The sequence below is a fragment of the Paenibacillus plantarum genome (assembly GCF_013141695.1).
Lineage (GTDB): Bacteria > Bacillota > Bacilli > Paenibacillales > NBRC-103111 > Paenibacillus_E > Paenibacillus_E plantarum.
In genome coordinates, this window is record NZ_WHNY01000036.1 from 1 (window position 1) to 13,047 (window position 13,047).

At 46.3% G+C, this 13,047-nt stretch carries 7 protein-coding genes; 1 reads left to right on the top strand and 6 read right to left on the bottom strand.

Annotated elements, in window-relative coordinates; all coding sequences use genetic code 11:
- Positions 1 to 351: 351 nt before the first annotated feature.
- Complete coding sequence (locus tag GC096_RS10955) at positions 352 to 2,652, bottom strand: helix-turn-helix domain-containing protein (protein ID WP_171630271.1); 2,301 nt, start codon at positions 2,650 to 2,652, stop codon at positions 352 to 354.
- A 129-nt stretch (positions 2,653 to 2,781) separates the two neighbouring features.
- Positions 2,782 to 5,097: a glycoside hydrolase family 95 protein gene (locus GC096_RS10960; protein ID WP_312886243.1), complete on the bottom strand. Its 2,316-nt coding sequence runs from the start codon at positions 5,095 to 5,097 to the stop codon at positions 2,782 to 2,784.
- Positions 5,098 to 5,425: 328 nt separating this feature from the next.
- Here GC096_RS10960 and GC096_RS10965 point away from each other — a divergent pair, with 328 nt between their 5' ends.
- A complete protein-coding gene (locus GC096_RS10965; RefSeq protein WP_171630272.1) occupies positions 5,426 to 6,868 on the top strand; it encodes an S-layer homology domain-containing protein in 1,443 nt (480 codons plus the stop codon).
- Between the two features lie 331 nt (positions 6,869 to 7,199).
- Here GC096_RS10965 and GC096_RS10970 read toward each other — a convergent pair whose 3' ends face one another.
- From GC096_RS10970 to GC096_RS10985, 4 genes are all read right to left on the bottom strand, one after another.
- Entirely contained in the window at positions 7,200 to 8,645 is a 1,446-nt protein-coding gene (locus GC096_RS10970; RefSeq protein ID WP_171630273.1) for a LamG-like jellyroll fold domain-containing protein, read from the bottom strand.
- Between the two features lie 169 nt (positions 8,646 to 8,814).
- Complete coding sequence (locus tag GC096_RS10975; RefSeq protein WP_171630274.1) at positions 8,815 to 11,415, bottom strand: DUF5054 domain-containing protein; 2,601 nt, start codon at positions 11,413 to 11,415, stop codon at positions 8,815 to 8,817.
- Positions 11,412 to 12,164, bottom strand: coding sequence for a glycerophosphodiester phosphodiesterase (locus GC096_RS10980; RefSeq protein WP_171630275.1), 753 nt, complete (start codon positions 12,162 to 12,164; stop codon positions 11,412 to 11,414). Before GC096_RS10980 ends, GC096_RS10975 begins: the two co-directional genes overlap by 4 nt.
- 36 nt (positions 12,165 to 12,200) lie before the next feature.
- On the bottom strand, positions 12,201 to 12,971 hold the full coding sequence (locus tag GC096_RS10985) for an MgtC/SapB family protein (protein ID WP_171630276.1): 771 nt from the start codon (positions 12,969 to 12,971) through the stop codon (positions 12,201 to 12,203).
- Positions 12,972 to 13,047: the final 76 nt, after the last annotated feature.

Consider the following 13,047-nt stretch of genomic DNA (forward strand, 5'->3'; position numbering starts at 1 on the left):
CCGAATTAAAACGAGGTTTACATGTAAAAAAGGAGCTGTAGTCCGATTCTACCGAACTATTTCCGCTTATTTCTTGCCTGCGGAATGTTTGAGGCGATTTAGTTGGGCTATTTCGGACTAATCACGATTTGCTGATGCGGACAGTGTAATTAGTTCGATAAACTCGGACTACTGGGAGCTGGGAGGGAGTGGGAGCTGTGGCTGGACCGGGGCGGCGTCGGTATCGGGGAGTAATACGTGCCGAGTTAGTCGGTTTTTCCGACTAACTCTTTGCTGTCTGCCTACCGAAGAAGACAGCAAAAATCAACAACAAAGAAGCTAAGCGCAACAATCCGCTTAGCTTCTCTATGATCATTCCGTCGTAGACTGCCGATAAGAACTCGGCGAAACACCCAGCACTCGCTTAAACGCTCTCCGGAAAGAATGCGAGCTGTTGTATCCGACACGGGCAGCAATTTCATCTACCGTGTACGTGTCTCCTTTTAACAAATTGGCCGCTTGATCCATTCGTACCTGCTCCAAATGATCCGATAAATTCTTCCCCGTTACCTCTTTGAACAGATTCGAGATATATTTCTCGGGGCGCTCCACCTTTTCGGCCACTCGGTATAAATTCAGATCAGGGTCACTGTACATCTCAGCGATATACTTCATCACTTGCTCCACGGTTTGATTGTGATGATCGTTCTTTTTATTCGCAATTACCCCGCATAAGCTTGCCATAATGTCAGTGATATCTTGCCGAATCGTTTCCATTTCGTCATTGGCCTGAATGTTAGCAACGCGATGTTTCACTGCCTCGAAGATATCGGATTCCTGGAAGGTTTTCTGATAAAGCAATTTCAGGAAAGTCCCCTTCAGCTCCCCAACAAGCTGATGCTTCATTTCAAGTGATAGCTCACGATTTTCAATATTTTGCGCTACAATTGCGTCCAGAATCCTGCTCGCTTCTTCCAGATCCCCCGCTCTAATCGTACTGATCAAACGCAGTTCAATATCTAGCGGATAATAATAGGTGTCACTTTCCAATCTGGCATCAGAGAACCATGATACGCCTTTTCGATTCATGTGAAGGGCATACTCTAGCGCTTGAGTTGCTTGCTCATACGTATGCCGGACCTCCATCATCGTGCTAAAGGGATTGCCCAACGCTGCTATGATTGTAATTTTATATTCCATAAATAAAAACTCGGCAAGCTCATTCAGAATTCGCTCAACCTCTTTATTCACTGTCGCCGTGTCTTCACCAGAAGCAATCCCTTCAAAAATGACCACAACCCGATCAGCACCCAAATCCGTCATATGCACCAGCCACCCTAGATCGTGCAAGGTCTGCTTCATAATTAGTCGAGCCGCGCTTAACTCGTTCAGAATGTCGACACTGTCCATACCGGAGTACCCTTTAATTTGCAAAATACCTGTGTACCCCGTATCCGCTTGTAACCCTGTATTCGCCTGCTCAGCAGCTGCTGCAATCTCTTCCAGCGATCGGAATTCGCCAGCGATAAGCCTTTTCAAGAAAGCATCCCGGATTAGAGGGAGTTGTCGGTTCAATTCATTTTCGAGACGCTTATTATTAGAAATCATGTTCGAGATATTGCCCTGTAGAAAGTCATACTCGTTGCGTCCCACAGCGGCATCTTTGCCAAACTGCTCCTTCATCACATTCAGCAATCGGTGCAGTGGGGAACTATTACGGTAAGCTTGCCATAGTCCCACCAACAATCCCACCACAAGTGCTGCACTTGTCACGGACCAAGTAATATATTTGATTTTATTCGCATTTTCCATTAAAACATGTCTTGGGATTCCCGCTCTATATACCCATCCAGTAGTTTTGGATCGAATCGTAATGACCAGATCATCGTTATAGAACTGATTGGCTTTGGATTGATCAAAGCTAGTGTCTGAAGCTAATTTCGCCGCGTCCGATTCATTTATGCCAAGCAAGCTTATCGTATGCCCTTGAGCATCACTAATGTGAGACCACCCGCCGTATTGATCCTTAAGATCCGATAAGACGCTGGAGATAACTTTCTCATCAATGAGAACAACGACTGTGGCCCGTGCGGTACCACTAAAGCTGTCTAACGGGAGCGACTGTATATACGTAATCACAGAGGATTCCGCACCATTCGTGATAAAGGGTTTCAGCGGTATGATTTCCCTATTGTGCGTCTGCTCTAATAACGTTCGTTTCCATTCATCTGCGGGTAGATCTTTATAGTGGAAGGACTGATAGTAACGTTCAGGCTGGAAATAGGATGAGGCCGGCGTTAAGAGCACATTGTAATTATTTAAATAGATATAAAATTGCTGCAGGAAATCATTCGTCTGGCTAAACGCTTTAATATCATTATTTACTTTCCAAATGCCATACAGATTGACCTTCTCATCCATTCCCTTCTCATTCATAAGAACGCTCAGCTCTTGATTCAGAGCCAATTGCCTTGTGAAACCTTCGACCTCAGCCATCCTTCGCTCCAAAATATCTTGACTCTTTCGAAGCTGTGTCACGTTATTCTCAATAGATACGGATTGTGTTACCGCAATCGCCGTACGGTATGACATATATCCAGCAATGCTCGGAATAAACAAGATTACGATATAGGAGATGAGAAATTTACGGAATATTCGTGAGAACTTCGGCATGAACGCTATCCCCCCAATTATGAAAGCGCTATCTAAATTAGTCTTTATTATACCATGTCTTTTTCTGAATAAAAAAAGGAAAGGCAACTACGCTTATTCCGACTGTAGCTGCCTTGGTCTACTTGGTATTTAGATTTGTTTTATGTTCAAATTACCGTCGATGCCATACGTACAGTTGGGCTCCAGAACGAGCTCGATCTTGCGATCCTGATAACGAAGGAACAATCGGCCTGCTGACAGTGCCCTTACGGTCGCCTCGACCAACTGTCCGTCCGACCAAGTTACATCTACTTCTGCGTTCCCTTTTGCTCGTAAACCCGTGACCTTACCTGAGCGCCATTTGGCTGGAAGGGCTGGTAGCAGGTGAATGCTGCCTGCATGACTTTGCAACAACATTTCAGCAATAGCCGCTGTACCGCCGAAATTACCGTCTATCACAAATATATTCGTTTCAGCTCCAGCGATCCCTGCCTTGGAGTAAGTTAATAAATTGTCAAAACACAACTGACCGATTAAATGCATGAGATGCTTGTAGGCATTCTCTCCATCATGCAATCTGGCGAAATTCGCTGCAAACAAGGCTAACGTAAACTCAACATCCTCTAACATTTCACGATTCATACGATTGACCAAAGTTACCTCTGCCGCCGTGCTGAGCTCAGGTGTACCTTCAGGCGTTATCTGATTACCGGGGTATAAACTGAATAGATGGGCAAAGTGGCGATGGTCAGGCTGTGCCTCTTCATAATCCTCTAGCCACTCCTGTATTTGTCCTCTTTGTCCAATGAACAGCGGCGGAAGAATAGTAATGGCGTTCTTCAACTTCTGTTGAAGCTCTACATCCACTTGCAGCAATTCCGATGCTTCTAGGCAAAATACGAACAAATCGCGAACCAGCACCTGGTCCAGCGTGGAGCCCATGGATAATTGATATTCACTTCTCATCGGATCATTCATATAGAAGCTGTTTTCAGGCGAGTTCGACGGGCCGGTCACCAGCCAGCCATACTTCGGGTGAACCGTCATATAGTCGAGGAAAAATAAGGCTGCTTCCTTCAACACAGGATAAGCTGTCTCTGCCAAAAACGATGGATCGAGTCCGAACTCGTAGTGTTCTCGAAGATGTGTGGCAATCCACAAGCCACCCGTGACGTTCAGCCCCCACGATGTTTCCCATCCTGGTGACGTGAATCCCCAAGCGTTGGAAAATACGTGCGCAACCCATCCCTCACAGCCATAGAAATGCTTCGCTGCCGCTCTTCCACTCCCCGCTAATTGCTCAATGAATCGCATTAAGGGAAGATGGCATTCCGCCAAATTGCTGACTTCGGTCGGGAAATAATTCATTTGGGTGTTGATATCCAGATGATAATCGCAGCTCCATTGCATACGATTGGCTTCGCCGTCATTCCAAATTCCTTGCAGATTGAGCGGCAGCGGCGAATCCGCCCTCGACCCAGCAATCGTTAGATAGCGGCCGTATTGATAAAATAGGGCAAATAAGTGCGGATCATCATCCTGCCCCTTCAGAAAAAGCTGTATTCTCTCGTCTGTTGGTAGATGCGCTTGATCCGTTACACCTAGATCGATGTGGACTCTGTCGTACAAACTCTGATAATCCGCCACGTGATCTTCTCTCAGTCGCTCATAGCCTTTGGCCATCGCATCATCAACTTGGCGTGCCGACTTTGACATCCACTCATCATCGCTACTGCCGTAATCGGTATTCGCTGCCAAATAGATCACCACATCGTCTGCGTTGACTATCCGAATTTGGTCACCGTCTGCGGACACACTACCGCCGTTGGCAATGACTTTCAGTACGCCTTGGCAGCGTACACCGCACTCCCCGTTGCTATGCATGCTTTCTATGGCTTGCCCTTCAAAAACTAACGTATCCTGACCGATTAATGTTGCAGTAAACCGATCGGTTCGCCCAAGGATACCAATCGTTAGAGATACACCGCCAGGCTGTTTGCTGGATAGTCGGGAACCCACAATGCCATCCGCATGAGAAGCCCATACTTCTCTTGTCCGTGTATGTCCATTCGATTGATAGGAAGTCCATGTACATGCTTGATCAAGTCTAAGCTCTCGAACCAATTGATCACCATGATCGTCAAACGCTAGTTGAACATCACACATCGATAAGTTCGTACCGAAATTCCCTTTTTCAGGTTGCAGTGACTGCTTCGCCAGCTCGTCTCCCCGCCTATAATCGCCGGCAAACAAATGCTCTCTCATTTGATCCAGATCCGCTCTGATGTTGGAATGACCAAGAATTGGTTCTGCTTTCCCCGACCAATACGTCACTTCAGTTAGGCTCCATGTTTCATGCTTCACACCGCCGTAGATCATTGCCCCCAACCGTCCATTTCCGATTGGCAATCCCTCTGACCAGTTCGATGCAGGACGCGTATACCATAGCTTCGTTTCATTCATCATTGCAATTCCCCCATTATGATTACGCTTTCTTTATGCTCATTGTAGGGGAGCTTTCTCTGACATAGCTAGGTACAATTGCGGTATCCCACGTACAATTACCGCTGCAGGCAGGGTACATCTCTCATTCCAGCATCCAATATCCCCTTCATGAATGGTGTGGTTCTCGCTGCTAGTTCCGTGAAAGGATAAGCTGCGTTCACATTCGCTAAAAATAGTGGTTTTCGCATGCAATGCTATGGAAAATTAGCCCATATCACTCATGACAGCGAACAAGTTCACTGGTATGCTAGCCTCAAAATACGGATTTACGGTATGAAGGAGGCTAGGCATGTATCCATTGTTGAAAAAAACTTCGCTGCTCTTGACTGCTAGTGCACTGTTATTGACAGGTGTCACCGTTGGGGGAGCTAGGGCTGACGCAGAGGCAGATATTAGAAGCATGAGCCTGCGTCCAATAGGGGGTGACTATCAACATAGGCTTCAATACGTAACCGCAGAGGTTCCCTTCGTCATTATGTACGATACAACCAAGGTTGTGTCTACAACTTCAACCGATACCTTGTTCTATTCGCGAGATAATGGGGTAAGCTGGATTCCACTCACGCGCGGGGAAGGCGGTGCGCTAACGCTCCCGATCGATGCCAGCCTCACCTCTGTTCGGTTTCGCATACACGCTTGGTTCGATCCCCTCGTGGGCAGCAATAGTGAGGATGATTATGAGTCCGCACCATACTCCGTGAAGCAGCCTGGCGCTCCGACCGATGTGAAAGCCACAGCCAATTCCAACGGATCCGTGACACTAACTTGGCTGGACAATTCGAATATGGAATCCCGCTACGACATTACGCGATCAGGACCTGATGGCAAGAAGACGTTCACCCTTTCAGGTAAAACCGATTCGATCGGCCAAGTCTCCTATGTAGATACGCAAACAAGTAAAACCAATAATACTTGGTACGTGTACCAAATTAAGCCCATCATTGACCAATATGCCATTCCCGAGTATTTGGTCCCCGGAGAGGCCGTCACGATTGTGGAATCTACACCTCCACTCGCCGGAATAAATGACATCCAAACCACTGCGCCTCTATTGAAAGGCTCTGGCATAAAACCCATTCTGAAACCAGGTAAAACCAAATTAAACGTCCTCGATGATATTGCGAAGATCACGGTCTCATCTGATCTTATTGCGAAAGTGGACGGCGTTATTACGAATGTGCCGGACATCTTTGCTGGTGCCAGTTCATGGGCATTGCCCGAGTTGAAGCAAGCGTTCGGGCTCGGATTGACGACCAGTGAAACCATGAGCAAGTATACAGAGGCGATCACGAGAGAGGATTTTGCCGGGCTCGCCGTTCGGCTCTATGAGAAGCTAACGGGGAAAACCGTAGCACCGGACTACAATCCCGTGTTCAAGGATACGAATAATGTGCAAGTGAACCAGGCGTATCGGTTAGGGATCGTGAACGGCTTGACGAACGATACGTTTGGTCCTAAGAACCCCATCACCCGCCAGGAGATGAGCGTTATGCTGCTGCGAACGGTAAGACTCGCCAAGTCAGGCGTAGCACTGGATACAACGACGAAAACAACGTTCACCGACTCCAGCTCCATCTCGAGCTGGGCGCAGGATGCCATGAACTTCGTTGTGAACTATGGCATCATGAATGGCGCTGCTGGCAACAAGCTCGATCCGCACGGTGATACCACGCGGGAGCAGGCGATTCTTCTCTCGCTGCGCACGTATTTGGCAACAGCGGTGCTGCAGTAAAGGTAGGCAGCATGCTCAGCCTCACGAGTTTTAAAGAGGCTGTCTCTAAAGTCACTTAGACTTTTAGAAACAGCCTCGGTTTTCGTTAATGACCGATGAGTAAGGAACCTGCTTCCCGCAAATTAACTGGATTTTCTCCATCTATTTGAAGCAGATTTCTCGAGTTCGAAAGATTAACTGTATTTCCTGTAGTTAAATTCCTTCGATTTGTTCATTCCTTCAAATTTCATACAAATTACATGTATCTTTTCCATCTATTCACGAAAATACGTCAGATTCGAGCAAATTAGCTGTAGTTTATGCATCTAAAGATGAATCGGCAGTCTTCTATTTAATTCGTTGCAGGATTACCATGAATGGATCCATGTCGACCATTGCCTGAAGCATCTTGAGCACCATCTCTAAATGTCCAATATCCTGCAAGATCTTCATGGTTTTGGGTTGCAGCATGGTTGTTCATATCTGTTTGGATTTGAGTTTCTGATCTGGCCACTGTCCAGAATCTAACTTCTCCAATCTGTCCTTTGAAGTAACGTGCAGCATGATTTGAATTAGCGGTATCTAAGAAATCTACACCGATAGTCATTGAGGAGGAGTTCGTACTGTAACCAACATTCCCTATCTGGGAATCCAGTACGCCATTTATATACAACTTCATGGTGTGAGAAGTTCCATCGTATAAAGCTGCCAAATGGTACCATCTATTCAATTCAAAGTTGATTACTGAATCAAGATCCCCTCCATCGCTGAAGTTGATTTTATTATAATCATTATAAATAGGTGGACCATCGCTTAATCGAAGCGTAAAGGAAGCCTGATTGTGTTCTTGATACTTAGACACAATTCCTGTCTTCCATTTAAAAGCCTCCGGTTTCACCCAAGCTTCCATCGTAAACGACGAAGAATTATAAATTTCGTCATGCGTGATTTGCACATAATCATCGACACCATCAAAATCTAAAGCCTGATAAGGCCCAGCCTCTGGTTGAACAGGTGGAATCTCTGTAGCTGTCACAACAGACACAACATTCGACTCTCCCGCATGTATGCCACCTATTACATCCAATTTAAATTGATAAGTCGTGTCCGGCATAAGCCCGTTTACGATATACGTCCCTTCGTTAATGCTTAGCGACGATACTGTACTAAAATCATCGTCACTTACTTTCTTCTTAAGCAAACTTACACTTGTCGCCCCAACTGGCTTGCTATACGTAAAGGTCGCATATGTGGCTGTTGTAGCTGATTGGACAACACTCAGATCATCAATAGGATTTACAGCTGCGATGGGGTCAATCCTAGAAAGTAAATAGGCAATCTCATCTTGGGGAACAAACTCATTATCGCCATTCATATCCCATTCTTGATGATCAGGTAACTCTAAAGCAATCGTTGAGATATCTTCGATCGTGAACGCTTCGCTTTGATGAACAACGAAAGGAGGCAATGTGAAATAATGCCAGTCCATACCTACTAGCACTTCTGCCGTAAGCATATGTACGCCATTGCTAAGTTCTGGCAAGGCCATCTTTACAACCGAATATCCCTCAACGTCTTTCGCAATAAGCATCACTTCGCCCTCAAAAATCTCAATCTTGGCGCCTATCGGGGCTTGCATGACGACTTCCGTTGTCGTGTTCGTTATGACTGTTTGCTGAGGTGAGATTACATAAACAGGTGTAGAAGCTGTAACCTGATCTTCATACCCCAACAAAGCGTAGCCGCTGGAAACTAGCAAAACTGTCCCCAGAATTAATCTAGCAAATTTTGTTTTCATTGTGAGCCATTTCCTCCCGGTCGGATAGAATGCTCTGATTTATAACAAGAATTGTGTTTACTTTAATATTGACACTGCCATTTTACCAAACGAAGTAGGATACGAATAGCGTTTTTTAAAAAAAGAAAAACAGACAGCTGCACGCCAGCTGTCTGTTTCTTCATCCGCTTCAAGCAAACCACAGCTTCATCGTTTTAATCTCAAAAGGATTCATCATCACTGTGAGATGATCTCTACTAAACTCCACTTTCGTTTCCTTCGTACGTTCAACCAGATCACATTCCTTCACATCGGCAAGAGACTCGGTAAATGGAAGCTTCGCCACCAGTTGCATATCGAGCAGGTTTTGGAATCGTATGACGTAGGCGTCGCCTTGCTCCGCTTTTTTGAAGGATAACACATGGATCCCCTCTACGCCCTCTTTCAGGAAACGATACCTAACTGGTCCTTCCGGCTTCCAACCTGCTGTCACCTGAGGCGGCATGCATGCTTCGGCGGCTAGCTGCTGAACGCGCCCTGCTTTCCAATCCCCCGCATGAGGTACTATCCGGAAGGCATATTGGAAACTGCCGCTGATCCATTGCGGGAAATTCGTCCCCCATTGATTGTTAAATAAGTTGAAATGTAGGTTTGGCTGTTCAGGAACGTACACTTCTTTGGCATATTGGTAAATCCCCTTCTCACCAATGGAAAATAACGGCGTATCGAAGGGAATAATCGTTAATCCCACTTGATCATCCTGTACATCAACCCATTGACTAGCGCAGTGAAGCCGTGTATTCGCACCTTTCTCAATATCTTCGAGCGGATTGACGACGCTGCCTAATTTCTGAAACCGATAATTCGGCTGATCCGCATTTAGTGCGAACGTGAAATGCCCACTCTCGGCATACGCAGTAGCTGCTTTACGATCAACTACCACTTTTATATCTGCAAAAGGTTGGCCCCCTTCCAAGCGGATCGAGAGGCCGATTCCTTCGCCATTTCCAAACTCCTCGTAACTTTCATTTGGCGTCGTGAAGTCGATTTCAATGCTGCCCCAGCCTTCACCATTGGAGATCCTAACATCTGCAAGCTCCAGCCCATAATGCTTATGCTCGATTCGAGGATATCCCGGTTTACCGAAATCATTCACATACCAATCCATGAGATCATAGCTGTATGCTTTTACAAAATCCAAAATCTCCTCTTTCCCGTAAACATCGTATTCGTATTGCGCGAACTTTCCGTTTATGGCCCATTCCTTCTGATTCTGCTTATCATAAAAGCTGGTTATACAGCCTGTTTGCATGCTGACCACGATGCGTATCGCATCGTTTTCTAGTATCGCGTTCTCAGCGTCTTTCCCCGCGATTGCATCTGCAAGAACGTCGTTCAAGCTTTCCGCATACTCAAAAGTTCGATACCCCATTGATGCCAATTCACCAATATAGGCCTCGCCCGTTTCATTAATGAAATAGGCTTCCCTTGTTTCTCTATCTGTGAGCGTACCCCGCATATGATTATGCAGCGTGATCTTCGCATGCTGCCGCTCCCATGCAAGCGGGTTATACACACCAATGATATTCGAATCTATCACTGTAAAAGGCTGCACTTCGCGGATCGCTTTCTCAGCTTGATCGATGTAGTTTTTCTGTTCGGCCCAAGAAGCCTCCGTCTTAAGATAGGACTCTGGAAACATGGCACGGTCTTTCTGAATCGCAGCTTTCCCAAAAGCGCGCTGGCTGTTGCGGCCAGGCAACAAATTCGATTTAATATCGATTCCCCACGTATGCTCGCCGAATAGCAGCGTGTGTTCATAAGCCTCCGCTATGGCATTCTTATGCTCATCACCAACACGGTTGCCTTGCAGCTGCTCGAGCGTTGATAAGCTTTCTCGTGTTGCAATATCCGAGCGCATCCTCCGTACACGGGACACTTCTTCGGGATACGTTCCAATCCCATGAATCCAGGTATCGGCTAAATCCTTGCGAATCACTGGGATATCTGGATAATCTCTGGCCACAAAATCGCGTGTAAAATCGTCCATCGTCCCGATTTTCACCTCGGTATCCGGATACTTACTCGCAATCTCATCCAACAAGTCTTGCACCACAGAGCCATCCTGTGGACCATAGTTGTCTTGCGTTTGCAGCAGCGCTATCCAAATGGGATAGGGCCAGTCCTCAGGCGGCGTCAGGTCTGTGCCATATGCCCCTTTGGAATAATAAGTTAAGACCCTGCTGCCATCAGGACCTTCCCAATGAAACAGCCGAGGCAAATCCACCGGTGATGAACAAGCATTTACGCCTAGATGCAGAAATTCAATGCCTGCATTTTTCAATAAGGTAGGCAGCATCCACGTATGACCGGGGACATCCGTCATTTTGGCGGAAATAGCCGTGTGTCCATATTGATCACGTAACTTTTCCGAGATGTATAGTCCCCTGATATATTCTTCGGTACCGCAAAACTCCGTATGTGTCGTAAAGGGAAGCCCATGCCAACGCAGTTGTCCGTTCGTTATCAGGGCCTCCATTCTTTCCTTTTTATCCATATCCGGCGTATCCAAACATTCCTTCAGCATCCATGCAGGCAGTGTCCATACATAATGATGATCCGGTCCATCCTTCCTTGTGTCCTCACATACAGCTAGAACGTCGTTCATCATCTCTTCTCTATATTGGGAGACGACGTTGCTCGCCAAATCCGTAAAACCCAAGTCTACGTGAGTTTTAAAAACGACATATATTTTCTCTAGTTGCCTCACTGTTCGCTTCGTATTCATCATCTATCTCCCTTCTTTACTTGCACCAAAGCCGAAATATTTCGAGAAGTGATAGATTGAACGCCCATTTCAATAAAGTGCTTCATCTCCGCTTCTGTATTGACCGTCCAGATGTACACATCAAGACCGTGATCTTTCGCCGTCTGAAGGAGCTCGGGCCCTACAACACGATAGTTCACGTTGAGACCAAAGCAATTCGCGCTCAAAGCGTCCTCGCAGCTGATTTGAACGGCTTCCCTCTCATTTTCGGCTTGAAATAAGGAAGTATTTACGTTCAGCAATTTGCGTAAGCGGTGATCCGTTCTGTTAACTTGTTTGGCACGATCGGTTTCACATCCGCTTAGAAGAATCCTCTCCACTAATCTGTTCTTTTCAACGAATCGGGCAACAGGTTCAATGCAGGCATCCGATTTCACATCCAGATTCATTTTCTTATCGGAAGCTTGCAAGAGGGGAATAACTGACTCCAAAGATAAGATACGAATCGTTTCGCCAGGTGACCCGTTATGGGCTTTGATATCCAACTGACTAAGTTCTGCAAAACGCATTTGGGAAATCTTAACCACGGTTCCATCTAACGAATAAACAAGATCATCATGAGAAAGCACAAGGACCCCGTCGGAGGTGATTAAGATATCTTCTTCCACAATATCTACCCCGCTTTGAAGCGCTGTTTCTATGGAAAGCAAACTATTATCAGGTGTGCCCATACACCCTGTATGTGCCGTTAGTAAGGGATATGTCTTCAACATCTTTCACCTCAACCTAGGATAGTTGGCATCCCCTTTCTAGGAATGCGCCTGACTGACTACTCGACCGATGTTATCCAATGATCTTACATCGGACTCTGTCCCAATTACAAAATCTAAGGCGCGTATCCGCTCCATCGCCATAATGAGTTTGACAGGGTTCTGAACGTTCAGAACGAACTGAATATGCAAGATCGAAGTTTCTCCCAAGTCATCCGTAGCCGTCGCTGCTTCATGTCGAATCATCTTCACATTGACGATTTGAAGTCCCTCTTCTATAAGCGTATTGACGATTTGACCAAGCGCGATCGGGTTATTCCGGGTTTTAATCGACAGCTCTTGATTTCGCCGGTTGCGCATGAGATATTTCTCCCATTTATTCAGGACCAGCAGACTGATCAATAGAAGAGCTGTACAGCAAAAGGCTGCATATTGAAAGCCGGCACCAATGCACAAACCAATGGCGGCTACGACCCAAATCGAAGCTGCTGTCGTTAAGCCGCTGATGACCGAGCCATTCCGCAAAATAGCACCAGCGCCGATAAATCCAATACCGCTGATCACTTGAGCCGCGAGTCGCGCCGGATCTAGCCGAACATTCGGTTCATTCACAAATTGAGAAAATCCGTATATCGAGAGAAGCATGATCGTAGTAGATCCCAAACAGACCAGAATATGTGTCCGGAATCCTGCCGCATGGTTATGCAATTCCCGCTCGATCCCTACGGCTCCCCCCATGAGAACGGCCATCACCAGTCGCAAAAGCAGTTCTCCGTGACTAATGGTCCAAATACTTGCAGTTGCCGTCATGCCGGGCCACTTCCTTCTTGTATATGACTGAATTCGCAAGCCAAACAGCTTCTTTCACTATGAAAGAAGCTTTATC

What these genes read in the sequence shown, in the direction of transcription:
- GC096_RS10965 (WP_171630272.1), top strand. Translation starts at nt 5,426, where the DNA reads ATGTATCCATTGTTGAAAAAAACTTCGCTGCTCTTGACTGCTAGTGCA.
- GC096_RS10985 (WP_171630276.1), bottom strand. Translation starts at nt 12,971, where the DNA reads ATGACGGCAACTGCAAGTATTTGGACCATTAGTCACGGAGAACTGCTT.
- GC096_RS10960 (WP_312886243.1), bottom strand. Translation starts at nt 5,097, where the DNA reads ATGATGAATGAAACGAAGCTATGGTATACGCGTCCTGCATCGAACTGG.
- GC096_RS10980 (WP_171630275.1), bottom strand. Translation starts at nt 12,164, where the DNA reads ATGTTGAAGACATATCCCTTACTAACGGCACATACAGGGTGTATGGGC.
- GC096_RS10955 (WP_171630271.1), bottom strand. Translation starts at nt 2,652, where the DNA reads ATGCCGAAGTTCTCACGAATATTCCGTAAATTTCTCATCTCCTATATC.
- GC096_RS10975 (WP_171630274.1), bottom strand. Translation starts at nt 11,415, where the DNA reads ATGATGAATACGAAGCGAACAGTGAGGCAACTAGAGAAAATATATGTC.
- GC096_RS10970 (WP_171630273.1), bottom strand. Translation starts at nt 8,645, where the DNA reads ATGAAAACAAAATTTGCTAGATTAATTCTGGGGACAGTTTTGCTAGTT.